Annotated in this window: 22 protein-coding genes and 1 riboswitch; of the genes, 6 read left to right on the top strand and 16 right to left on the bottom strand. The window is 35.0% G+C overall.

Translation table 11 applies throughout. The features are described 5' to 3' along the window. The first annotated feature begins 305 nt into the window (after nucleotides 1-305). Nucleotides 306-749, top strand: a complete 444-nt coding sequence (locus RV14_RS10465; protein ID WP_071856206.1) for a GNAT family N-acetyltransferase — start codon at nucleotides 306-308, stop codon at nucleotides 747-749. Nucleotides 750-996: 247 nt separating this feature from the next. Here RV14_RS10465 and RV14_RS12295 read toward each other — a convergent pair whose 3' ends face one another. The 4 genes from RV14_RS12295 to RV14_RS10450 all read right to left on the bottom strand — a co-directional run bounded on the left by RV14_RS12295 (nucleotide 997) and on the right by RV14_RS10450 (nucleotide 3,932). After that, nucleotides 997-1,167, bottom strand: a complete 171-nt coding sequence (locus RV14_RS12295; protein WP_167359857.1) for a hypothetical protein — start codon at nucleotides 1,165-1,167, stop codon at nucleotides 997-999. A 683-nt stretch (nucleotides 1,168-1,850) separates the two neighbouring features. Beyond that, nucleotides 1,851-2,372 carry a transcription repressor NadR gene (locus tag RV14_RS10460; RefSeq protein WP_071856205.1) on the bottom strand — a complete coding sequence of 174 codons (522 nt, stop codon included), beginning with the start codon at nucleotides 2,370-2,372 and terminating at the stop codon, nucleotides 1,851-1,853. Then, nucleotides 2,365-3,216, bottom strand: coding sequence for a chorismate mutase (locus RV14_RS10455; protein WP_071856204.1), 852 nt, complete (start codon nucleotides 3,214-3,216; stop codon nucleotides 2,365-2,367). The genes RV14_RS10460 and RV14_RS10455 overlap by 8 nt, the downstream gene beginning before the upstream one ends. Next, entirely contained in the window at nucleotides 3,213-3,932 is a 720-nt protein-coding gene (locus RV14_RS10450; protein ID WP_071856203.1) for an NAD-dependent protein deacylase, read from the bottom strand. The genes RV14_RS10455 and RV14_RS10450 overlap by 4 nt, the downstream gene beginning before the upstream one ends. Before the next feature lie 244 nt (nucleotides 3,933-4,176). Here RV14_RS10450 and RV14_RS10445 point away from each other — a divergent pair, with 244 nt between their 5' ends. From RV14_RS10445 to brnQ, 4 genes are all read left to right on the top strand, one after another. Continuing rightward, the gene (locus RV14_RS10445) at nucleotides 4,177-4,479 is read left to right on the top strand and encodes a hypothetical protein (RefSeq protein WP_071856202.1); all 303 of its coding nucleotides are present in this window, start codon (nucleotides 4,177-4,179) and stop codon (nucleotides 4,477-4,479) included. 324 nt (nucleotides 4,480-4,803) lie between these two features. Next, nucleotides 4,804-4,978, top strand: a riboswitch (Lysine riboswitch). A gap of 225 nt (nucleotides 4,979-5,203) precedes the next feature. After that, a complete protein-coding gene (locus RV14_RS10440) occupies nucleotides 5,204-6,799 on the top strand; it encodes an ABC transporter permease subunit (RefSeq protein WP_071856201.1) in 1,596 nt (531 codons plus the stop codon). A 12-nt stretch (nucleotides 6,800-6,811) separates the two neighbouring features. Then, nucleotides 6,812-7,552, top strand: coding sequence for an amino acid ABC transporter ATP-binding protein (locus RV14_RS10435; RefSeq protein WP_071856200.1), 741 nt, complete (start codon nucleotides 6,812-6,814; stop codon nucleotides 7,550-7,552). A gap of 460 nt (nucleotides 7,553-8,012) precedes the next feature. Further along, nucleotides 8,013-9,365, top strand: a complete 1,353-nt coding sequence (gene brnQ, locus RV14_RS10430; protein WP_071856199.1) for a branched-chain amino acid transport system II carrier protein — start codon at nucleotides 8,013-8,015, stop codon at nucleotides 9,363-9,365. Nucleotides 9,366-10,068: 703 nt separating this feature from the next. Here the strand turns inward: brnQ and RV14_RS10425 are convergent. From RV14_RS10425 to treR, 7 genes are all read right to left on the bottom strand, one after another. Continuing rightward, on the bottom strand, nucleotides 10,069-10,443 hold the full coding sequence (locus RV14_RS10425; RefSeq protein WP_071856198.1) for a hypothetical protein: 375 nt from the start codon (nucleotides 10,441-10,443) through the stop codon (nucleotides 10,069-10,071). Between the two features lie 134 nt (nucleotides 10,444-10,577). Further along, nucleotides 10,578-11,042 (bottom strand): low molecular weight protein-tyrosine-phosphatase, encoded by a 465-nt coding sequence (locus RV14_RS10420; protein ID WP_071856197.1) that lies wholly within the window; start codon nucleotides 11,040-11,042, stop codon nucleotides 10,578-10,580. 18 nt (nucleotides 11,043-11,060) lie between these two features. Next, nucleotides 11,061-11,639: a TetR/AcrR family transcriptional regulator gene (locus RV14_RS10415; protein WP_071856196.1), complete on the bottom strand. Its 579-nt coding sequence runs from the start codon at nucleotides 11,637-11,639 to the stop codon at nucleotides 11,061-11,063. A 72-nt stretch (nucleotides 11,640-11,711) separates the two neighbouring features. Further along, nucleotides 11,712-12,713, bottom strand: coding sequence for a Holliday junction branch migration DNA helicase RuvB (ruvB, locus tag RV14_RS10410; RefSeq protein WP_071856195.1), 1,002 nt, complete (start codon nucleotides 12,711-12,713; stop codon nucleotides 11,712-11,714). 12 nt (nucleotides 12,714-12,725) lie between these two features. After that, nucleotides 12,726-13,328, bottom strand: coding sequence for a Holliday junction branch migration protein RuvA (gene ruvA, locus RV14_RS10405; RefSeq protein ID WP_071856194.1), 603 nt, complete (start codon nucleotides 13,326-13,328; stop codon nucleotides 12,726-12,728). 1,014 nt (nucleotides 13,329-14,342) lie between these two features. Next, entirely contained in the window at nucleotides 14,343-14,786 is a 444-nt protein-coding gene (gene msrB, locus RV14_RS10400; RefSeq protein WP_071856193.1) for a peptide-methionine (R)-S-oxide reductase MsrB, read from the bottom strand. Nucleotides 14,787-14,859: 73 nt separating this feature from the next. Next, the gene (gene treR, locus RV14_RS10395) at nucleotides 14,860-15,573 is read right to left on the bottom strand and encodes a trehalose operon repressor (RefSeq protein WP_071856192.1); all 714 of its coding nucleotides are present in this window, start codon (nucleotides 15,571-15,573) and stop codon (nucleotides 14,860-14,862) included. Between the two features lie 226 nt (nucleotides 15,574-15,799). Here treR and treP point away from each other — a divergent pair, with 226 nt between their 5' ends. Beyond that, a complete protein-coding gene (gene treP, locus RV14_RS10390; protein WP_071856191.1) occupies nucleotides 15,800-17,785 on the top strand; it encodes a PTS system trehalose-specific EIIBC component in 1,986 nt (661 codons plus the stop codon). Nucleotides 17,786-17,940: 155 nt separating this feature from the next. Here the strand turns inward: treP and RV14_RS10385 are convergent, their stop codons facing one another. From RV14_RS10385 to RV14_RS10365, 5 genes are read right to left on the bottom strand one after another with little or no spacing between them, the layout of a single operon-like run. Beyond that, nucleotides 17,941-18,498, bottom strand: coding sequence for a Maf family protein (locus RV14_RS10385; protein WP_071856190.1), 558 nt, complete (start codon nucleotides 18,496-18,498; stop codon nucleotides 17,941-17,943). A gap of 39 nt (nucleotides 18,499-18,537) precedes the next feature. Next, a complete protein-coding gene (gene mutL / locus RV14_RS10380) occupies nucleotides 18,538-20,631 on the bottom strand; it encodes a DNA mismatch repair endonuclease MutL (RefSeq protein WP_071856189.1) in 2,094 nt (697 codons plus the stop codon). Between the two features lie 28 nt (nucleotides 20,632-20,659). Further along, complete coding sequence (gene mutS / locus RV14_RS10375) at nucleotides 20,660-23,269, bottom strand: DNA mismatch repair protein MutS (RefSeq protein ID WP_071856188.1); 2,610 nt, start codon at nucleotides 23,267-23,269, stop codon at nucleotides 20,660-20,662. Continuing rightward, nucleotides 23,253-23,627 (bottom strand): YlbF family regulator, encoded by a 375-nt coding sequence (locus RV14_RS10370; protein ID WP_071856187.1) that lies wholly within the window; start codon nucleotides 23,625-23,627, stop codon nucleotides 23,253-23,255. Before RV14_RS10370 ends, mutS begins: the two co-directional genes overlap by 17 nt. Nucleotides 23,628-23,642: 15 nt before the next feature. Next, complete coding sequence (locus RV14_RS10365; protein ID WP_071856186.1) at nucleotides 23,643-24,440, bottom strand: TIGR00282 family metallophosphoesterase; 798 nt, start codon at nucleotides 24,438-24,440, stop codon at nucleotides 23,643-23,645. Between the last annotated feature and the right edge of the window lie 557 nt (nucleotides 24,441-24,997).

The raw sequence follows: 24,997 nt of genomic DNA, 5'->3' as shown, positions 1-24,997 counted from the left end.
AAAAATTATTTTTCAAATTTTTGTGAAGTTTTTTCTTATTTCTCAGAATTTGGCATTTGTAAAAAACTCTCTATATTTCATTTGCTGGTACATACTAATGATAAAATGAAAAACGAAAGGATACTAAAAATTAGCATACAAAAAAACAAACCTACAATCTCTTTAAAGATTTATGGGTGCAAGTTTTAATTTTTTCAGCCTTGATTAAATAATATTTTAGGAATAAAGCTCTTTTAAATGAGTTTATGATATACTTTAGACTAGAGCATATCATATTGTAAATTAGTGACTAGGAGATTAAATAGATGGAAATTATAGAAGTAAAAAAACGAACAGAGTTATTGATAGAACAGTTATTGTTAATATGGGAAAGTTCTGTACAAGCAACGCACATTTTTCTATCAAAAAACGAAGTAGAAAATATTAAGAAATACGTACCACAAGCATTAAAAGAGATACCTCATTTAATTATTATAGAAAGCGAAAATAAAATTCCTGTGGGATTTATGGGAATTGTAAAACAGCATTTAGAAATGCTATTCATTTCCAATGAGGAAAGAGGAAAAGGATACGGAAAAGAATTGCTTAAATACGGCATAGAAAAGTATTCAGTTAACGACTTAGCGGTTAACGAACAAAATCCTCTTGCTAAGGGTTTTTACGAATATATGGGGTTTGAAATATATAAAAGAACAAATTGCGATGAACAAGGTAACCCATATCCACTTCTGTATATGAAATTAAATTGATCACTTTCGGTTTGTCTAAAAATTAATTGTTTAATACTACTTTAGATCTTCATATTGAACCTCATTTTCTGCATTTATCCTATTAGTAAGCCTCCATATTGCTTATTTTTTGTACAATACTGATGATAAAACAAAACCTAATACTTCTAAAGTAAAGAACAAAAGAAAAAGCCTACAACATCAAAGGGGTATAGGCTTTTCAACTATGATTTTGTGGGCAAGTTTTTACTTTATTTATTTGATACTTTTATTTGTCTTTACAAGAATTAAACAAAGCTATTTTTAAGGAAGCTTCTAACTCACTCACAGAAAAATTACCTGTTTTTTGTCTTTCCATCTCTATTGAAATCGGAATGAATCCATCATTTTTTGCAAGTTGGACAAACTTTTTTAATATTAAATATTCTTCTTTATACATAGGTCCCGCTCTTCAAATCGCATAATTGAGAAAAAAGTAATTGTCTTAAATCTTCAATGTTTTCTTTAGAAAATTCCAAATATGGCAATTGATTACCATCAAACATTTCTTATTTATCCACTTTCATAACGACAAAATTATTGTTCTTTTTATAAACAATTAATCCGATCATGTGTGCAATTGAATTTTCAAAGTCCGATTTGCTAAATTCAACAAGAAAAGCACAAGGAAAAATCATAAAATTTGTTGGTTCATCTGTCATTAACTTATCTAAATATAATTAAAGGGTGTCTTTGTTCTAACAACTACAGAAATCTAGCGCTCGTTTTAATGAATGTAAGATATTTTCTTTTTTCATTGCCACGCTTTAAAGTTAACATTAGCGCCAACATATCAATTCTTCGTTCAAATTCATCTATCTCTTTTATCACTTGATCATTCTTTTTGGTTATAAGCAGCCTCCTCATTTCCTGAATTAAGCCTTTAAATAAGATAGCTAATAAACAAATAACTACGTTTACTCTATTTTATCCAAAATCAATTCATTAAGCTCACCTCTTTTTTCAAAAAAAATAAAGAATGAGCGTGAGTCAAAAGTTAAGAATACTTTTACCTCACGTTCTAAACACAGATAAACGGCAAGAACAGAAGCAAATTCTTCGGAAATAAGACAAAATTCATCCCTAACCTTTATAAAGAATATTTGCTGCTAATAATGCTTCTTTAATTTTCTTTAACGCAATTGGGGATGAGTAGCGGATTGTATGCAGATGAATCCCGTCGGTTAATTCAGATAATAAAGAGGCATTGCTTTTTTTATAACGTTTAATAAACGAGTGAATATCCTGTTCATTTTTAATGTGTAGCATGCCTGTTAACTCACCGTATAATGGATGTTCCACGATCACATCTAAGACTTCTCCACCATTTTCGATGATTAGACGTAATTCTTCTTCTGTTTTTTCTTTTCGATGTTGCACCGCTATTTTACTAATTAAGCCTGTTTGTGTCTCATTTGTTTCTAGTACATATCCTCTTGCTGTGGCAACGATTGCTGCTCCTGAAGCTCTAAGAAGTGCGACATCTCCTACAATAATTTGGCGGCTTACATGAAATCGTGTGGCAAATTTGCTGGCACTCACTGGCTTTTCTTCATTAGCCAAAGTATGAAGAATTTCTTTTCGTCGTGTTTCGCCATCAATCATTGTCTTGTTCCTCCTTTTGTTTGCTTTGGTAGCAGCGAGAATGTTTCATTATATCCATATACGTCGCTCTGATCGTTTCATTATATTCCGCGTTTTCTAAATAACTTGTTACTTTGTCTAATACTTGTTGTTCTCGCTTTTTATCATAGATGGCTTTTTTAGTTGCTTTTTTTACTTGCCCGATTTTCGCAACTGCATCCATCCTTTTCTCTAACAACTGTACCATTTGCTCATCAATATGATCAATTGTTTGTCTTAACTTTTCAAGTGTTTCTCGTTCTAGCTTTTCATCTATCCGTTTGATGATACGTGCAGGATTTCCAGCAATAACTACATTCTTAGGAAACGACGTTGTCACAACAGAGCCAGCACCGACTACAACATTGTCTCCTAAAGTTACGCCTGGTGTAACAATTACCCCACCGCCCAACCAAACATTGTTCCCAATTTTAATTGGTTTTGCATATTCTAAACCGCTATTTCTTTTTACAGGATGCAAAGGATGAGTAGCTGTATAAAGCTGCACATTAGGAGCAAACAGACAATTATCTCCTATTTCTATCGTACTTACATCTAAAAACGTACAATTAAAGTTTGCATAAAAATTTTCTCCTACAAAAATATTATAGCCGTAATCAAAATTTATTGTTGGTTCCATATAGATTTTTTCGCCCGTTTGACCAAATGCTTCTTTTAGTAATTGCGAACGAATTTCTGCCTTTTCTGCTTGGTTGATCTCTTTGCTTTGCCTTCTTGCCAGTTGACGGTCTGCCACTAATTCCGGATCATTAGCAAAATATAATTCACCAGCAATCATTTTTTCTTTTTCTGTTTTAATTGTCATAAATTACTCCTTTTTGCTAATTCTTCAAATACAATTGTTCCATTTGTTTGAAGAAAGTCATATTCTTGTGCTAACTCGATGGATTCTTGATTAATCACTAAAATTCTAGAAGAAGGAGATCGAAATTGAATAAGATCACAAAACGGATGGACTTGAAAACTAGTTCCAATAATCACAACTAGCGTCGCTTGGCTCACTGCTAAAACAGATTGTTCCATTGTCTTATTCGTAAATTCTTCACCATACAACACAATATTTGGTCGAAGCTGTCCATCACATGTTTCATGCCGATCTGTTTGTAAATACGTCTTCCATGAAACTGTTTTGCCACATTTTCTGCAATAACAATGATAAAGATTCCCATGAAAATTAACAAGTTTCTGACTTCCCGCTTTCTCATGAAGCCCATCAATGTTTTGTGAAATAATCCACACCTTTTTTTGTGTTTCCAATTTTGCCATTTCTAAATGAATAATATTAGGTTTTGCGTCGGGATGGTAGAGTTTCTTAACAAACGAATAAAATTTTTTTGGTTCTTGAATCATGGCTTCATCACTTAGCAGATATTCAGGGCGCTCAATTCCTTGATAGATGCCTTTTAAGGAACGATAGTCTGGAATATCAGAAGGCGTGGATATACCCGCACCAGTTAAAAAAGTAATACGTGGACTTTCAATGATGTTTTTTACTGCTTCTGCTACAGTTAGCTTTTTCATTTTTTTGTCACCTCGCTTCTATTATAGATCTATAGATCGCAATAATGCCACTCGTACATTTTTCCTATGTATTAAATAAAACAATTTTTAGTAAAATAACAATATTTTTGAGAAATTTATCACAATCTTGACTGACAAAATGATAAAAATATGGTACAATGTTTCTGTAACAATTGGCGTAATCTTATTTTTTAATGCTAAAAAAGATAAACCACACATACCAAGCAAAGCGAGGTGAAATGATATGGTACCATTCATTATTTACTGGAGTATTATCTTAGCGTGTATTGCATGGCTAGTTTTAAGTATTTACTTCTCAGTTTTTTACCTTGCACGTAGGGAAAATGGAAATCTTTGGGCATTTGCATTTTTCAATGTACTTGCGGCTGTTGTTTTAGCCATCACCTTAGTTATTTACCGAACTTGGGGCTGGGGCATCACACAATACTCAAGTTTGATTTACTTAATATTAGGTATTTACGGTGTTACAGTTATTCTTCAAGCAATTTTAGGGCGTGAAAAAAAAGCCGTTCATCAAGCCGCTTGAGCTTAAACAAACCGCTGCAACAATCGTTTGTCATATTTTTATAATCTAGAAAACGAACCGTAAAAAATAAATTTTTTCTATATGTTTGCACTAGATTTAGGACATTTTCGCTCACTTATGTCCTGAATCTTTTTTATTTGTGAATATTTATTCTTTTAATATTCTTAATTATTTTTACAAAATGTAATTTTAATATAAAATAATAATAAATTTTTTCTATATTTAACAGTAGTTAAATAAAAAATATTCGTTATAATTTGACAAAGCCTTTTATCTATCGTAAACTATTTTTTGTATAAATAACTGAATATGAGATGCCTCAATCAATGAGGTAGAGGTCGCGAGAATCATTAACCCTGTGGAGTGAAGCAAACACGTGGAAGCAGGCCTAGGGAGGATCGCCGAAATGTACTCTTTTTTGCTTAAAGTTTACGTTGGGACATAAGTTAAGAGCTTGTGGACTGTCTTAGCAGTGATGCTAAGTTGCGCTATGTTTTGTGAGAGGTTTATCACTTTTGTGAAATGTTAGCGGTCCTTTTATATTTTTAAAAAGACCGTTATTTTATTTCTCCTGATAAGCTGCTGCAACGCATTTGTTCGACCGCTCGTGCAAAAATTATGCGTAAACAGCTCATTTAAAAAATGAGTGCAAGCGAATCTGAGTTCCTCTCATTTGAATGTGAGATAAACTATTCGCAGATGTGAAAAGAAAAGGAGAAAATATATGAAAAAAAATTTAGTTACACTTACCCTATTTATCGCATTTATTTGTTCTTTTTTTAGTATCGGGCATGTAGTAAATGCTAATGAAAAAACACCCGATGATGAATTTCGGGTTGGTATGGAAGCAGGGTACGCTCCCTTTAATTGGTCTCAACAAACGGATGTTAACAACGCTGTACCTATCCAAGGACAAAAAAGTTATGCTGGTGGATACGATGTTCAAATTGCCAAAAAAATAGCAGATGGCTTAGGAAAAAAATTGGTCATTGTCCAAACAAAATGGGATGGTCTCGCACCAGCTCTTCAATCTGGAAAAATTGATGCGATCATCGCAGGAATGAGTCCTACGGCAGAGCGTAAAAAAGAAATTGACTTTACTGATCCTTACTATGAATCTCAACTTGTTGTAGTGGTCCAACAAGATGGCAAGTATGCTCAAGCAACCCGTTTAGCTGATCTTTCAAATGCGAAAATCACTGCCCAATTAAATACCTTTCATTACAATGTAATCGATCAAATTCCAAGTGTGAAAAAACAACAAGCCATGGACAATTTTTCTGCCATGCGTACCGCCCTTTCTTCCGGTATGATTGACGGCTATGTCAGTGAGCGCCCTGAAGGGGTAACAGCTACAAGTGTTAACAAAAAATTAAAAATGCTGGAATTAGAAGGAGAGGATGGTTTTCAAACCAATCCTGAAGACGTACAGATCGCTGTAGGAATGCGAAAAGGGGATCCCGATATCCAAAAAGTGAATCAAATTCTCAGTGGTATTTCCAAGAAGCAGCGAACAGAAATCATGGATCAAGCAATTAAAGATCAACCCGCTTCAACAAATACAGATGAAGAAAAAACTGGTTTGTTCCAAGATTTCAAAACCATTTGGTCTCAGTATGGTAATATGTTTTTACGCGGAGCTGGACTTACACTGTTTATTGCTTTAATCGGTACAGTTGTAGGAACCACGTTAGGTTTATTGATCGGTGTTTTCCGCTCCATTCCCGAATCTGACCACGCTATTACTCGCTTTTTTCAAAAACTGGTAAATCTATTATTGTCTATTTATATTGAAATCTTCCGTGGCACGCCAATGATGGTTCAAGCAATGGTCGTTTTCTATGGTCTAGCCTTAGCTTTTGGTATCTCTTTGGATCGTACAGTCGCTGCGCTGTTCATTGTTTCGATTAATACAGGTGCTTACATGACTGAAATTGTACGCGGCGGTATTTTCGCAGTCGACCAAGGACAATTTGAAGCAGCGCAAGCGATTGGAATGACACACGGACAAACAATGAGAAAAGTGGTGATTCCACAAGTCTTACGTAATATTTTACCTGCTACAGGAAATGAATTTGTTATTAATATCAAAGATACGGCTGTTTTAAGTGTTATCGGTGTAGCCGATCTATTCTTCCAAGGAAACTCTGCTTCAGGCGCAAATTTCCAATTCTTCCAAACCTTTACGATTGTAGGGATCATCTATTTGATCATGACTTTTACAATCACAAGAATCTTACGCATTGTAGAGAAAAAAATCGATGGTCCTTCCGCTTATACGAAAATTGAAGAGATTGACAATGCAAACTTGCAAAAATAAGGAGGAAGAATCATGAGTGAAAAAATTATTGCAATCAACCATTTACAAAAAAACTTTGGAAAAAATGAAGTTTTAAAAGACATCAGCATGACGATTCATAAAGGTGAAGTGGTGACGATCATCGGTTCTTCTGGGTCCGGTAAGTCAACGTTCTTACGCTGCATAAACCTTTTAGAGAAACCGACTGGCGGAGAAATCCGGTATAATGGCGAAAATGTCCTCGCCCCAAAATACAATTTGCCGAAATATCGTAGCAACGTCGGCATGGTTTTTCAGTCATTTAATCTTTTCAACAACATGAATGTTTTAGAAAATTGTTTATCTGGACAAGTGACGGTCTTAAAAAGAAGTAAAGAAGAAGCGCGTCGAGTAGCACTGGAAAATCTAGAAAAAGTAGGGATGGAGCGCTACATTGAAGCTAAGCCTTCCCAATTATCCGGCGGACAAAAGCAACGTGTCGCTATTGCTCGCGCTTTATCAATGAATCCCGATGTGATGCTTTTTGATGAACCAACTTCAGCCCTTGATCCAGAAATGGTCGGTGAAGTGTTAAATACTATCAAAGACTTAGCACACACTGGGTTAACAATGATCATTGTGACTCATGAAATGGAATTTGCAAAGGAAGTTTCTGATCGCGTAATCTTTATGGATAAAGGAGTAATTGCCGAAGAAGGAACTTCTGAAGATATATTTGTTCATCCAAAAGAGGAGCGTACCAAAGTATTTTTATCTCGAATTTTAAAAAAATAACAACAAGCCTTTACCCAAATGAAACAGACGTTTTGGGTAGAGGCTTGTTCTTTTTCCTCCTCAAAGTTTTTATCAATGCTTAGTTATCGAAGAACTTTTTTATAAAAAATATTTTTTGAATGTTTTCTGAATCAAGTTGCAATTTTTTGAAAATTCTATTAATATAGTCCTAATTAACTTATTCGCATATTTTGTTAGGTTAAATGCTAAAAAATATTTTGATAATCGAATAATTATTTAACGTAGAGTTGATAACTAGCTTTTCCTAGTGCAACATAAATTTTGTTTCTTCCATCTCTTGATTTTCTACGCTTTTTCACCAAATTTAATGTCCCATTTTTACTGTCTGTATGACGTTTATAATGCAGCTGAAGTATAAATGATTGATGTTCAAAAGCATTGATAATTTATGTTATTTTTGTTACTTTAAAAAAAATATAAAAAAGTAAAGGAGAAGTTTATGACAAAAAGGTTAACACTTAAAGAAAATATATTTATTGGTTCAATGTTATTCGGCTTATTTTTTGGCGCTGGTAATTTGATCTTTCCCGTGCACATGGGGCAAGAAGCTGGTTCTGCTATCTTTTGGGCTAACCTAGGTTTTCTAGTTACTGGAATTGGGCTTCCTTTTTTAGGCGTCATCGCAATCGGTGTTTCAAAAACAGCTGGTGTTTATGAATTGGCAAAGCGAATTAACCAAAAATATGCTTTTATTTTCACAGTTTTACTGTATCTCGTGATCGGTCCTTTTTTTGCTTTGCCTAGATTAGCTACTACATCTTTTGAAATTGGTTTAGCACCTTTTATACAAGAAAAAGAACAATCGTTATTCTTAATTATTTTTAGTCTTTTATTCTTTTTTACCACTTGGTGGCTCTCAAGACGTCCGACAAAGATTCTAGATTATGTAGGAAAATTTCTTAATCCTGTCTTCTTGATTTTATTAGGTATATTATTACTACTTGCCTTTATTCATCCATTAGGAAGCATGAATCAACCTATTCAAGCTAATTACCAAGATCAGGCATTTTTCACTGGTTTCACTCAAGGTTATAATACATTAGACGCCCTTGCTGCTTTAGCTTTCGGAATTATTATCGTTACTACCATACGTAATATGGGCATTACAAAACCTTCTGAAATTGCAAAAGATACCATTAAGTCGGGCGCAATCAGCATCGTCTTGATGGGCATCATTTATACTTTGCTTGCTTGTGTAGGAACAATGAGTCTTGGCGGATTTGCCTTAAGTCCAAACGGCGGTATCGCCTTAGCACAAATTGCCGATCATTATTTGGGAACATTTGGCAGTATTTTACTTGCTCTTATTGTCATCCTTGCCTGTTTAAAAACTGGAATTGGATTAATTACAGCCTTTGCAGAGACTTTTACAGGCCTCTTTCCAAAAAGAAATTATCTTTTCTTTGTGACACTTGCTAGTATAATTGCTTGTTTAGTCGCTACAGTGGGACTAACAACAATTATTCAAGTTTCCTTGCCTGTATTGATGTTTATTTATCCATTAGCCATGACTCTGATTTTACTCGTTCTGACGGGACCTTTATTTAAGCAACGTCCTACCGTTTATCGTCTGACTACTTATTTTACGCTATTTGCTTCTATTTTAGACGGTCTAAATGCTTGTCCTAATTTTATTAAGCAAACCGATATTGTCAATCAGCTTTTGCATTTTGCAAACAGCTATCTTCCTTTTTTTAAATTAGGCATGGGGTGGATTATTCCCGCTTTATCTGGTTTTTTGATTGGTTTTATTTGGAGCTGGTTAAAAAAAGAATCATCAATTACTGACTAAACTACTCCGCTTAAAGCAGGAAAACACACATTTTACTCGAATGAACAGGCTCTTTTATTTTATGTATTAAACTTTCTCCCAAAAACTGTACATGAAAATAGCTTTTAGGAGAAAGTTTATTTTTTAGCTTAAACTCTTCACTTTATTACTGAATAAATGATCTTCATCTCTATTTATTTCTAACTTTATTATTCAATACCTTGTGTGTATTGATAAAGAGTTAGATGTTATTTCTTGTATAACGAATTTGTTTAAGATTGAAAAAATTCAACTATTGAACTTCAGACAATAGCTGCCTGAGTAAATGACTTTTTTATTTGTGGTTTATCCTAGATGATTGGATTGCTCGTCTATCCTGATTCACAAAAAAAGGCCTGCTAGCTGGGGAGCTAGCAGGATAAGGAGTTAAAAATGAAAAAGTGTTGTTAGGGTTGTTTGTTGGTATGCTTATATATTACTGAGGAGTTGTGAATTTTTTGTGACGAAAGTTTTTGAAAGTTGGTAATTTTTTTAGGAAAAAATATTTCAATATAATAGAAATGAGCCTTATTGAACATAAAAACAAATCTATGTCATATAAATAATGCATTTTTTCTTGTTTGAATTGGTTTTGTTGAAAGAGCAATTTTTCTACATGTTAAATCTATTTTACTGATTAAAAAGCTATGAAACTGGACATTTCTATCGCAGCATCATAGCTTTTCTATTTGGATAATCGCTCTTGAGTTCCTGCTGGAGAAAGACTAGTGATTCTTTCAATTTGTTCAATTGGGATCATTCGTAATTGCTGTCCTTGGTTTCGTAAACGAATCATCACTACTTCTTTTTCAATCGTTTTGGTTGCTACCCAGCCTGAAAGTGTTTCATATTTATTACTTTTGTGATTGGCTCTGACTTGCAAAATTACTAAACTGTGTTGAGTTGCTGCTTTTTGAAGCTCTAAAATAAACTTTCTTTGCAAACGTACATTCTCTGCTATCTTTTCAGTGTCATTTACAAAAGAATCAAAAAGCTGATACGACGTATGCGTGACTAACTTAGTCAATTTCTTTATTGGTGATACTGTCTTTTCCTCCATTGAATGTACTCCTCCTTTAGCTAAGAAAGTGTTACTTTGTTAAATATATTCTACCTAACCTTTCGTTAAATCACAAGAAATTAACTATTTTAGACAAGTGTAAATAAACATTAATTTCTTCATTTTTAGTTATTTTATTTATCATTTTTCCATATTTTCATCCAATACTCAATACCTTCACACAACAATCGGTACGTTTCCTCAAAGTTATTGGTATAGTAAGGATCAGGAACATTTTGTGTTTCTTTTCCAGATACACAACTTAAAAATAAATGAATCTTAGATTGTGCAGCAACTGGTGCTTTCTTCCTTAAGTCCTCCACATTTGATTGATCCATTCCAATGATCCAATCAAATGTTTGAAAATCTTCTGCAGTGATCTGACGAGCAACCATTTGACTCGCATCAATTGATTCTTTTGCTAAAATAGTTTTTGTTCCCATGTGAGGCGGGTGTCCGATTTCATAGGTGCTAGTAGCAGCGGAGTCAATCAAGAATTGATCAGACATCCCTTCTTCGGCCACTCTTTTTTTTAACAGTCCTTCAGCCATCGGTGATCGACAGATATTTCCTAGACACACAAATAAAACTCTCGTCATGTTTTGTCTCCTTTTACTTTATTCTTGTTCCCATTCTTCTTTTGCATACAATCGATAAGAATACAATTCAGTATCTTTTGCTAAACGGAATAATTGCATGGCGATTTCCATCGGTGTTTCCGTATAGTGGTGAGTAATCCAATTAAGCAAAACGCCGCTGCATCCATAAGAAAAAAAACGTGCATAAAATAATTTGTCTTTTTCCGATAGCTGCTTTTCTTCGTCCATTTGATCAAAAATTTCAATAAATGATTGCTGAATTATTGTAATAAACTCTGTTTGCAAAATTTCTTGGTCTGAAAGAACAGTACTTGTATAAAATTCTTTTTGATTCGCGATAGCTTTTAACATTTTTAATGCTTGCTCTTCCCAGTTTTTTAGAGAAAGATCGTTTGGTGCTAAATAATGTAAACAATCTTCATAATAGATCCATTGCAGCAAATCATATTTATCTGCAAAGTGATAGTAAAAAGTTTGGCGATTAATTCCTGCTGCGCGAGCAATTGTTTGCACACTAATCTTCTTGAAAGTGTGTGTTTGACACAAACCGATCAAAGCGCTTTTTATTAACTGTTTCGTACGTGAGGCATCGCCCATTTTTTCTCCTCCAAACTTCACTCTAGATTTTTTTCACTACTTTTTACGACAAAGAATGATTGTTACAATCTATTATCCTTGGTAAGAATAACCAAAATGTTCATACGCATAGGCAGTAGCAATTCTGCCGCGTGGCGTTCGTTTTAAAAAACCTTTTTGAATCAAAAAAGGCTCGTACATATCTTCGACTGTTTCTCTTTCTTCACCAATATTTACAGATAATGTACTTAATCCTACTGGTCCTCCGCCATACAATTCGATCATTGTACGTAAGAGTTTTTGATCAACATAATCTAACCCTGCGCGGTCTACTTGCAATAAGGTCAATGCTTGATCAGCAATTTTCTGATTGATTCGACCATTTCCTTGTACTTGCGCAAAATCACGCACTCGTTTTAACAAACGATTGGCAATTCTTGGTGTCCCTCTTGAGCGTCTAGCAATCTCTAACGCACCTTCTTCTATAATTTCTGTTTGAAAAATATCAGAAGAGCGAACCACAATTTCTTTTAAATCTACTTCTTCATAATATTCCATATGAGAAATGATGCCAAAACGATCACGAAGCGGAGCCGAAAGCATCCCCGCCCTAGTTGTTGCTCCAATTAACGTAAACGGCGGCAAAGGAAAATGTACGGGATGAGCACTAGGTCCTTGACCGACCATGATATCAACGTAAAAATCTTCCATAGCAGAGTACAGCAATTCTTCTGCAACTCGTGGTAATCGGTGGATTTCATCAATAAATAACACATCTCCAGCCTCTAGTTCATTTAAAATAGCAACTAGATCTCCCGGTCTTTCAATTGCTGGACCACTGGTTGTTCGAATATTTACTGACATTTCATTGGAAATCACCATAGCCAACGTTGTTTTTCCTAAGCCTGGTGGTCCGTACAGCAAGACATGATCCAACGGTTCTTCTCGTTTACGTGCAGCTTCAATATATATTTTTAATTCTTGCTTTACCTTCTTTTGCCCAATATACTGCGACAGCAGCTGCGGACGGAGGGTCTTTTCCAAACTGTATTCCTTTTCATCCGTTTCAGGTGACAACAATTGTTCGTCTGTCATAAAATACCCTCCTTATTTTTTCATCATTAGTTTTAATGCTTGCCGTAGGTATTCATCCGTTGTCTGATTTTCTACTTCGTTAAGCTGTTTTTCCACACGTTTAATTTCTTTGTCACTGTAGCCCAATGCAGATAAAGCTTCCATTGCTTCTGATAAAGCGGTAGCATCTTGTAAAGAAGTTTCTTTAAATAAATCAAATGGCGCTTCGCTACTTAATTCACCAAGTTTTCCTTTCAAATCTAAAATCATTTGTTGTGCAGTTTTCTTTCCTACACCGGGAAACTTAGTTAAATAAGTAACATCACCTAATTCTATTGCTTGAATCAAACCAGAATGATCTTCACTTGCCATAATTGCTAAGGCGCTTTTTGGTCCAATTCCTGAAACACTGACTAATCTCAAAAATAATTGCTTTTCTTCTAATGAATCAAATCCATAAAGAAGATGGGCATCTTCTCGTATCACTTGATGAATATAGAGCTTAATTTTTTTGTTCAATTGACAACTATAGCGATAAGGATTACCTAAAGCGATTTGATAGCCAATTCCATTAGTTTCAACCACTAAATAATAAGGATTGATAAAGGTGAGTACACCTACCAGATATTCATACATCTTCTTGGCCTCTTTCTTTTACACACATACGTTCCCATATTTTTTTCTATTGTAACATACTTTTTCTTACGAAAAAAGAGAAGCCTGTCTCCTACTTCATTTATCGTCCTTTTTTGTCAGAAATGAGTCTATCTCCTTTTTTAATAAAAAACATGGAAATCTCTTGAATAAAACTATATGAATAGAAAATAAAAAGTCTCTAGTTTAAGAAGTAACTGAACATATGAAGTCAATAGCTAAATTAAAATAACAAATTATAATACAAACAGTTTTATAGAAAATAATTACATGTTAAAGCTTATTTGTTCTAAAAGTAATGGAAGGAATGCTCATGTACTATGTAGAAAATACTTTTTATTCAGTTTCAAATTTCAGCAGTACTACTGGTTTTTGTTTATGTATCTTTACAAAGTAAGCTTCTACGTCAACGATAGACAATGCAGCCAAGAAAAAAACACAAGGAGCCTTGATAATAGACAAGCAATGATGAAAGAACTTCCTATACATAGTATTTTTCCTAGAGGATTCGTAGGTATTTGCATTCTCTAAGAAGTTAAAGTAGAAAGAGGAGTGGCTAAGCAGATACATTACTAATAGTTACGTAGCTTTTTATCTTAAATACTTTACTTACTTTACTATAGAAGCTAGGTAACTTCTGCCGAAATACATTAAAAATGAATATCCACCTTTGAGCTATTCATTTATTTGCAGGCTCCTTTTTATATGGACGATTTGTTTATTAAAAAGAGACAAACAAGTAATTGATTTTAATTCTTGCAATCTTATTATGACTATTTTTTCCCTACTGTCTTAGTAAGAAAGTTTACTTCTTCTCTAAAAGTAACTGACAAAGTAAAAAGGAGGAGATTGCCACATCCTCAAAATTAGAATTTAACTTTTGAGGAACCGTTCAGAATCCGCTCTCCTTTTTATTTTTACTTTTCACTTGAATACGTGGCGCTAATACTCCGCTTGTTTAAAAGTATATCTTCATCAACTGCTTTTTTCATAAGTTCATTCCACCAATGACAAATATTCGCCATACCCTTGCTGTTTCATTTCTTCATAAGGAATAAATTTTAATGCGGCCGAATTGATACAATAACGAAGACCACCTTTTTCAACAAGTCCATCATTGAAGACATGTCCTAAATGAGAATCCGCTTGATGACTGCGAACTTCTACACGATGCATTCCATGAGAAAAATCAGCTTGTTCTTTAATACCTTTTCTGGAAATTGGTTTGCTAAAAGCTGGCCAGCCACATCCTGCATCATATTTTTCAGTAGAACTAAACAACGGCTCACCACTTACGATATCCACATAAATGCCTTTTTCATAAAAGTTATCGTATGCGCCACTAAATGGACGTTCTGTCGCATTTTCCTGAGTGACAGCATAAGAAATCGGTGACAGTTTCTCTTTTAATTCACGATCGTTTCTTACAAATTTACTCACAAAAAGCCCCCCTTTTTTACATCATAATGATACAATAAAAAGAAGCAACTGATTTGCTTCTAACTGTAACAGCTCATATCTTACGACGTCTGGCAAATTCTACGAAACGAAATTTATCTAAACGATGAATGGATTCTGTATACTCAAAGCATTTCGTATCTTCTAAATGAACCAGTCCTCTTACAATAACCACGTACCGATCTCCATGTAAATCCATCGCTTCTTCTATTTCAGGAGTGGCTTCTTCGACTGTTATTTCTTTTTGCGCATAGGCAATCGTTAAGCCTAATTCATTTTCAAAATATTCATAGATGGAACCAGCTGCTTGTTCTTTTGTTAAAGAAGGAATCACTTTTTGTAGTAAATAATCTCGATCTAAAATAACCACTTCATTATCAATTTTTCTTTGACGAACCAAATACCAAATAGAAGACCCTTTCTTCCAACCAGTTATTTCACTTAACGACTGGTTCACTTCTGTCTGTTTTAGTGTATGAACAATTGTTTCACTAGGAATATGTTGTGTGTCTTGCAACTCCTTGTAACTTGTTAACCCTGAAATAGGAAAATCAAAACGATTTCTTTCTAAAACAATCGAGCCCTTTCCTTGTTTTTTTTGGATATACCCCTCTGTTGTTAAAAGATTCAGTGCTTTTCTAATTGTTTCTCGTGAAACACCATAGATTTGAATTAATTGATTTTCACTGGGAAGTAGTGTGTGAGGAGGGTATTGTTTGTCCAAAATTTTTTTTTCTAAATCCAAAAAGATTTCATTAAATTTATTCATTCTTTTCTCCTTCACGGAACACTTAAACGCTTCTATCTTGTTTATAAACTATACTACAGCTTTTTTATGTTTGCAATCTTCCTCTTTTTCTTCACATTGTTCCCATTACAACTTAGATATTTTTTACTTTTTATAATAAAACGCTTGCAATAGGCTTGGGAAACCAGTATAGTAGGAATAAGAAGCAACTTGTTTATACAAGTTTTGAAAGAAAGGGGTTATTCCTATGGCAAAGTATCAAATAGATGCAAAAAAACTGTTAGAGGAAATTGGGGGAAAGGAAAATATTGCAGCAGTCAGTCATTGTTCCACGCGCATGCGCTTTGTCCTTAACAATCCGCAAAAAGCCAATGAAAAAGCCATTGAAGATATTCCTAGTGTTAAAGGAATGTTTACAAATGCTGGACAATTTCAAGTCATCATTGGAAACGATGTCGCTACTTTTTACAATGATTTTGTAACTGTATCCGGTGTTGAAAGCGTATCCAAAGAACAAAGCAAAGCTGCAGCAAAACAAAATATGCATCCTGTACAACGGGCGGTTGCAGTGTTAGCTGAAATTTTTACACCACTGATTCCAGCAATTATTGTTGGTGGACTGATTTTAGGTTTTCGCAATGTCTTAGAAGGAATTCAATTTGAGAGCCTTGGTGGAACAATCGTTGAACATTCTCAGTTTTGGAATGGTGTAAACGCCTTCTTATGGTTGCCCGGAGAAGCCATTTTCCATTTTCTACCGGTAGGAATTACTTGGAGCATTGCTAAAAAAATGGGCACCACACAGATTTTAGGAATTGTTTTAGGAATTACCTTAGTTTCACCGCAATTATTAAATGCTTATAGTGTGGCATCCACTGCTGCTTCTGATATTCCATTTTGGGATTTTGGTTTTGCTCAAGTAAATATGATCGGTTATCAAGCGCAAGTTATTCCTGCTATGCTTGCTGGATTTATGCTAGCTTACCTTGAGATTTTTTTCCGAAAATATATTCCTCAATCCATTTCAATGATCTTTGTTCCGCTATTTTCTCTTTTGCCTACGGTTTTAGCTGCTCATGTCATTTTAGGACCTATCGGCTGGACAATCGGTAGTTGGATTTCCAATATCGTTAACACTGGGTTGACTTCTTCAATTAGTTGGTTATTTAGTGCAGTATTTGGCTTCTTATATGCTCCGTTAGTGATTACTGGTTTACATCACATGACCAATGCCATTGATATGCAGTTGATTGCAGATTTTGGCTCAACAAATCTTTGGCCAATGATTGCTTTATCAAATATCGCCCAAGGCTCAGCCGTTCTTGCCATTATCTTCTTACATAAAGGCAATAAAAAAGAAGAACAAATTTCAATTCCAGCAATGATTTCTTGTTATCTAGGTGTAACTGAACCTGCCATGTTTGGAATCAATCTAAAGTATGTCTATCCATTTGTTGCCGCAATGGTTGGCTCTGGCTTAGCCGGCATGTTTGCGAACTTAATGGACGTTCGTGCCAATGCTATCGGTGTCGGCGGTCTTCCGGGTATCTTAGCTATCCAAGCTGCAACTTGGGTGCCTTTTACGATTGCGATGATTATCGCTGTCATTGTACCATTTGGCTTAACTATCGTCTTCAGGAAACAAGGAATTTTAAATAAAATTGATCCGGTTATCTCCATCAAAGAAACTACTGAATGGCAATTACAAACCCCAAACGGTAATAGCATCTCTTCTCAAAAATTTGAAACAGTTTCTTCAGCTGTCGGTTGTACTACAACTGAAAAATTATTTGCCGTAGCAAAAGGACAACTGAAAGAAATAATTAAAGTAGATGATCCAGTCTTTTCTCAAAAAATAATGGGGGAAGGCTATGCAATTGAACCTACAAATCAAAAAGTTTATGCACCAGTTAGTGGAAAAGTAATAAATATTTATGAAACACAGCATGTAATTGGACTTTTAAGTAAGGACGGCTTAGAAGTTCTTGTTCACATGGGACTGGACACCGTAGAACTAAAAGGAGTACCTTTTACGATTCATGTAAAAGAAGGCGATCAAGTAACAGAAAAGACACTGCTAGCCGAAATGAACATTGTAGCGATCGAACAAGCTGGCAAAAAAACAGACATTCTTATTGTTTTAACAAATAGTGATAAAGTCGCTGGATTAACACTTAGCAAAACTGGTTCTGTACATCCAAGTGAACAAGTCGGTGAAGTAAAAATTAAGTAATAACCATTTAAAATAGGAAGCACGTAAAAAACATTCATGGGAGCGATAGCTGTCATGAATGTTTTTTAACTTTTTTATAGGATGATCCTATTTTTATCCCCACAAAACCAATCGTTCATTTTTCTTGAAAAATGTTGATTTCAAACCATCCACTTTTACATAAATTTTTTTAATGCCTGTTTCACTGCTCCTACAGGAAATCCAACAATACTATAATAATCGCCATTGATTTCTTTAACAAATGCTCCTGCGAAGCTTTGAATGCCATAAGCACCTGCTTTATCTGTATAATTGCTGGTCGTTAAGTAAGTTTCAATCTCTTCATCTGTTAAATCATAAAAAGTAACTGCCGCATGAGCAAGTAGTTTTTCTTCTTGTTGATTTTTTACTAGAACAACAGCAGTATAGACATCATGTGTTATTCCACTTAGCTTTTTTAGCATCGCTTTTGCCGCTTTTTGATCGGTAGGTTTTCCCATAATTTCATTTCCAATTGTTACGATCGTATCACTGGCAATAATTAACGTATCTACTGCGGACTTTTGCTTAACAATTGCTGCTTTTTCAACTGCCATACGTTGAACGTATTGTTTTGGCTTTTCCCCTTCAAAGGGAGTTTCATCAATAGTTGCTGGTTGAATCTCAAATTCTGGAATTAACCAGCCTAATAATTCTTTTCTGCGTGGGGATTGTGAAGCTAAAATAACTTTCATTGATGTTTACTCCTCATCTGTCTACTAATTCTATAAACATTAATGTGGATCTTGGATTCGCTTGAACATTCTCTCCATATCCGAATTGGTAAAATGAATCAATACAGGTCTTCCATGTGGACAATTGAACGGGTTTTCACACTGTGCTAAATCTTTCAACAAGACTCTCGCCTGTGTTTCATTTAAATAATGATTAGCTTTAATAGAACGTTTGCAACTCATCATAATAGCCGTCGCTTCTCGGAATTTTTTTACATTGACATGACCAGTTGCCAATAGCATGTCAATCATTCCTCGAATCATCGCTTCTTCCTCACCATTTGGGTACCAAGTAGGGTGTGCTCTTACAATAAAACTGTTTTGACCAAATTCTTCTAAATAAATGCCAACCTCTTCAAGTAATTGTTTTTGTTCTTTTAATTTTAAGGCGTCGTTGTTGGGATAGTCTAATACAAAAGGAACAAGCAGTTCTTGAAGGTCGTTGGAAACTTCTCCAATCTTTTCACGAAAATATTCATATTTAATTCGTTCTTGTGCTGCATGTTGATCAATAATATATAAACCGTCATTACTTTGCGCAAACAAATAAGTGCCATGCATTTGACCAAAATATTCCAATTGCGGAAAACGTTGAGTAACTTTTTCTGAACTTAACTTTTGAATGGCTTGATCTAATGCACGACTGCTTTGTGACAAATTGAATTGTGGGTGGAAGACTTCTTCAGAGCCTTTTTCTGTTAGTTGCTCTACTTCAGAAAGCGCGGCTCCTTCTTTAGAAAAATTATCAACAGTGGATAACTCACTTTCTTCTTTATCCACTTGTTTTTCTACATATTTATCCACAGTATCACCAAGGTTATCCACTGTTTTTTGTTTATTTTCTGGATAAGTCAGTATTTCTTCAGAAAAACTAGGAACTTTTTCAACAGTTTCCACAAACTTATCAACAGTTTCATTCACAACTTGGTCTTTTTCTTCTTCAACATAGAATGTCCCAGTTTTTTTGTCAAAACTTAAACTTTGAGGTTGTTTTAATTTATCTTCGGCAAACGCATAAGATAAATCAATTTCTATTTGTTCTGTTTTTGGTTGATTCGAGATTTTCTTCTTAAATCTCAAATTGTCTGCTGCATTGGGAATCAAGTTTTCCTGCATAAGTGCCGTTTGAATGGCTTGCACGATGAGTTCTGTTAACTCTTTTTCTTTAGATAGACGCACTTCTTGTTTCGTTGGATGAACGTTCACATCTACTAAAAGCGGGTCCATTTTAATTTCTAAAACAGCGATTGGAAAACGTCCCACCATTAATTTAGAACCATAGCCGGCTGTAATTGCTTTATTTAGTGAAAAATTTTTGATAAAACGTCCATTTATAATTGTCGATAAATAATTCCGACTGGCACGAGTCACTTCTGGCAAAGAAATATAACCAAATAATTCAAAATCTAAGTCTTTTGCTTCAATCTTTAACATTTTCTTCGCCGTATTTAATCCGTAAATGCCAGCAATCATTTGTTTCAACTCACCATTTCCTGAAGTAACCAACATTTTATTTCCATCGTGAGTTAAGCGAAAAGCAATATTAGGATGACTCAGTGCTAAACGATTCATGATATCTCCGATGTTTGCTAGTTCGGTATGCAACGTTTTAATATATTTTAAACGGGCAGGTGTATTAAAAAAAAGATTGTTGACCGTAATTTTCGTGCCCTGACGCAAGGGAGCTGGGCGATGTTCAACGACTTCACCGCCTCTAAGTACGCAATAGGTTCCTTGAGTTTCTTCTTGATTAGCTGTTTCAACCGTCATTTCAGAAACGGAGGCAATGCTAGGCAAAGCCTCGCCGCGAAACCCAAGTGTACGAATGCGAAAAAGGTCGTCACGATGATGAATCTTACTTGTGGCATGACGTTTAAAGGCGTTCTTAACATCTTCCGTCAAGATTCCTTCGCCGTTATCAATGACCTGTATCGTCTTTAATCCTGCTTCTTCCACTAAAATATCAATTTGACTGCTGCCTGCATCAATGGCATTTTCTACAAGCTCTTTAACCACTGAAGCGGGACGTTCAACAACTTCACCAGCTGCAATTTGATTGGCTAAACGTTCAGATAATTCTTGGATTTTTGCCATCGTTTTAACGCCTTCTTCCTCCACTATTTTATAATTGTTTTTTCAATTCATATAATTGATTTAATGCATCCATTGGCGTCATCTCTAGTAAGTTCATTTGCTTCAATGTTGTGATTACAGTTATTTCTGCTTCACTTAGTTCACTAAACAAAGAGAGTTGCTGTGTTCGTTCTTGTTCGTTAGATGGTGTTTGGTCAACTGTTGTTTTTACTTCTATTTGTTTTGTTTCAACTGCTGCTAGATGGTGTCTCGTTTCATCAGATTCTAATGTTTGCAAAATCTTTGAAGCTCTTTCCAAAAGTTTTGAAGGTAAGCCAGCTATTTTAGCGACATGAATCCCATAACTTTTATCCGCGGGTCCATCCATCATTTTATGCAAAAAGACTACTTCGCCGTCTTTTTCTACCGCTCCAACATGAACGTTCTTTAATTGTGGCAACTCTTGCTCAAGCACCGTTAGCTCATGATAATGAGTCGAAAACAACGTTTTTGCTTGCACGTGCTGATGAATATATTCAATAATAGCTTGTGCGAGTGCCATGCCATCATAAGTCGCTGTTCCTCGACCTAATTCATCAAATAAGATTAAACTGTTGGGTGTTGCATGACGCAAAGCTTGGTTGGCTTCCATCATTTCTACCATAAAAGTACTTTGTCCGGCAATCAAATCATCACTTGCACCAATTCGAGTAAAAATACGATCAAAAATAGGTAAGACTGCTTTTTGGGCAGGAACAAAACAACCTATTTGCGTCATCAAAACAATTAATGCTAACTGACGCATATACGTACTTTTACCAGACATGTTTGGTCCAGTAATTAATAATATCATTTCATCTTCTAACATTGCCACACTATTAGGAATATACTCTTGAGGCCCCAACACTTTTTCGACCACGGGATGGCGACCTTCTTGAATTAATAGTTGGTGTTTATCGGCGACTATCTCAGGACAGACATATTGATACCGCTCACTAATCGTAGCAAAACTTTGAAGAACATCAGTGGTACTAATCGACTTGGCTAGTCGTTGCAATGGTTGGATTGCTTTTTTAACGTCTTCTCGTACAGCCAAGAATAATTGGTATTCTAATTCAACTGATTTTTCTTCTGCTTCTAAAATCTGTGTTTCCAACTCTTTTAATTCAGGCGTGATGAAACGCTCTGCATTTGCCAAAGTCTGTTTGCGTTCGTACTTTTGTAACTTTATATTGGCAAGATTTGCTTTAGTAATCTCAATATAATAGCCAAAAACACGGTTAAATCCAATTTTTAAATTTTTGATTCCTGTTTTTTGACGCTCACGTGCCTCCAGCTCTGCTAGCCATTGCTTTGCGTTTTTCATGGCAGAACGATACATATCCAATTGTTCATTAAAGCCATCTTTAATGATATTTCCTTCAGTAATTTGTAATGGCGGTTCTTCTTGAATCGCTTGATCAATTAAATGGACGAGCTGATCCATCGGTTGCATCTCTTTCAACAGCTCTCCCCACTGTCCTTGATCAATTCCTTGGATTAATTGACGGATTATTGGCACTTGTTCCAAAGAAGTTTTTAATTGAATCAAATCGCGGCCATTGACACTGCCAAAAGCGACTCTTCCGGCTAAACGCTCTAAATCATAGACTTTCGTCAAAGCACTTTGTAGATCAAGCCTTTCAAAATAGCTCGTTAAAAGAGAAGCAACCATTTCTTGTCGTGCCTTGATTTGTTTGAATTGAATTAATGGTCGATCAAGCCATTGCTTTAACAAGCGACCACCCATAGCTGTTTTAGTTTCGTCCAACAACCATAGAAGGGTACCGTGTTTTTTTCCCGTACGAATTGATTGGCTTAACTCTAAGTTAAATTTTGAGTAGTAATCCATTTTCAAATAATGATCCGGTTGATACTCAATCGCTTTTTGAATATGGGCTAAACTTCTTTTTTGAGTAATCGCTAAATAGGTAAGCAATTTCCCCGTCACTTCTTTTTCGAGTTCATCGGATAATTCACTCGTTAAAAAACTAAATTCTGCATTTTCTTCTCTTGCTTCTTGCGTTGAAAAAACCAGTCCTAAGCGCGTGCGCAACTGTTCAAAAAGATGTTCACTAATTTCATTTCCTAAAACAATCTCCTTTGTTTGTAAAGCGGAAGCCTCATTCAATACTGCTTCTTCATCAAACAAACGAGTGGTTTTTAACTCCCCTGTAGTCAAATCTACATAAGCAAAACCAAATTCACTTCCTTGACTGACAATCGCCGTCAAAAAATTATTGTCTTTTGCAGAAAGCCCTTTACTGTCCATGACTGTTCCGGGAGTCACTAATTGTGTGACTTCTCGTTTAACCATTCCTTTGGTTATTTTCGGGTCTTCTATTTGTTCACAAATCGCTACTTTATAGCCTTTTTCAATTAAAATATCAATATATCCTTGAGCAGCATGATGAGGAACACCACACATTGGGATTGGTTCTTCTGCATTTCGATTCCTGCTAGTTAAGGTCAATTCTAAAATCTGAGATGCATTAATGGCATCTTCGTAAAATAATTCATAAAAGTCACCCAAGCGATAGAACAAAAAAGCATCTTGGTATTGAGCCTTGATGCTTAGATATTGTTCCATCATAGGAGTGTTTTTAGTTTTTTGAGGCATTGCCTTCCTCCTCTATCCATTCATTAATTTCATCTTGCAACATATTCGTTAAATGATGCAAAAGCTCGTTTGCTTCAATCAATTGTTTTCGATAAGCTGCAACGATGGGATGCCGATCAAACGTTTTAGTCAATTGTTCAATACGCCGAACTGTTTCTTTTTCTGCGGCAAATTTTCCATAATATGAAAAATTTGCCGCTTCCTTTTGCGCCGTCTTAATTGTTTCCATTAATTGTTCTAAATAGCGGTTATTTTGTACTTTTTGTTCTAGCTCTTTATAACGAACAATTGTTTCATGTTCACTTAAAAGTTGTGCCAATTTCTCTACTTCTTTTTGGATATTGGGCTCTTTTTGCACAGCGTAACTCACTTTCTATTCTAAAAATGGATGGTCTTCACTGATTTGGATTAATTGAATTTCTTTTGCTTTGCCGGTTTCATCGTCAAATTCTAGTAAACAGCCGCTCATTATTCCTCGTCCTTTTTCGATTACTTCAAATCGTTTTGGTAAAGCCGTTAAAAATTTTTCAATGATTGGTTCCCGGCGCATTCCTAAAATACCGTCATAAGGTCCTGTCATTCCAACATCAGTTAAATAGGCCGTTCCTTGAGGCAAAATTCTAGCATCATTCGTTTGGACATGCGTATGCGTGCCTATCACAGCTGAAACTTTACCATCTAGAAACCAACCCATTGCTTGTTTTTCACTCGTTGTTTCCCCGTGAAAGTCAATAAAAATAATAGGCGTTCGCTTTCTAGCTTCTTCAATCAATTCAGTCATCTTTCGAAACGGATCATCTAAATCAACCATAAAGGAACGTGCCTGCATATTAATTACCGCAAGTTCAACTTGATTGACTTTCACAAATACCATTCCTTTTCCAGGAGTCCCTTCTGGAAAATTCGCTGGCCGAACCATTTTTTTCGCTTGCTCAATAAATTTAAAGATGTCTCGATTATCCCAAGTATGATTGCCCATCGTGACAACATCTACCCCATCTTGTAATAATTTCTTGTAAATTTTTTCGGTGATTCCTCTTCCAGAAGCTGCATTTTCACCATTAACAATCGTCACTTGTGGACGATACTTCTTCTTTAGACGGGGAAGGTGTTCAGTAATCATTTCTCTTCCCATTGCCCCTACAACATCACCAATAAATAAAACCCGCACGTTATTTCCTCTTCTCTTTTAACATCATCTTACATTATAATTGTTTTTTTGCGGAAAGAAAAGGGTTGGAAAGTTCCCTTGCCTCACACATTTTTGCTCTAATTAGGAACATAACAAATAAAAATCTAGCCGTGCTTACTTTCGTTCACTAGCTTTTTTATTTTATCATTGTCGTTGGTCTGTCTTTTAACGAATGTAAGCTAAAAAGTCGCTTCAACATTTTTATCTAAAAACTAAAGGACAAGTTTAACTCAAAAAGCTGAGCATTTGAAAAAGGTCAATAAAAAACGAAAAAAAGAAATCATAACAAAAATTTCCTCACAAAAAATTACGTTATTTTTTATTTATTTAAAAACTATCAATCTTTTGTTTAATCTCTTCCAAGTCTCCAACAAATCACTTATATTTATTTTTTTAAATACTCTATGCACCATTTGTTATTTATAAGATAATATTTTTGTAAACGGATACAAAAAAAGAATTTATTTGGTTACTACATTGTTATGCCCAAGACGTGCCTGAATCAACGCCCGCTTTATCCGCAACATCCTCCACGT

The sequence above is a fragment of the Enterococcus ratti genome (assembly GCF_001886195.1).
Classification (GTDB): domain Bacteria; phylum Bacillota; class Bacilli; order Lactobacillales; family Enterococcaceae; genus Enterococcus_B; species Enterococcus_B ratti.
Note: the sequence above shows the minus strand (reverse complement) of the source record. Positions and strands in the feature narration are given on the sequence as shown.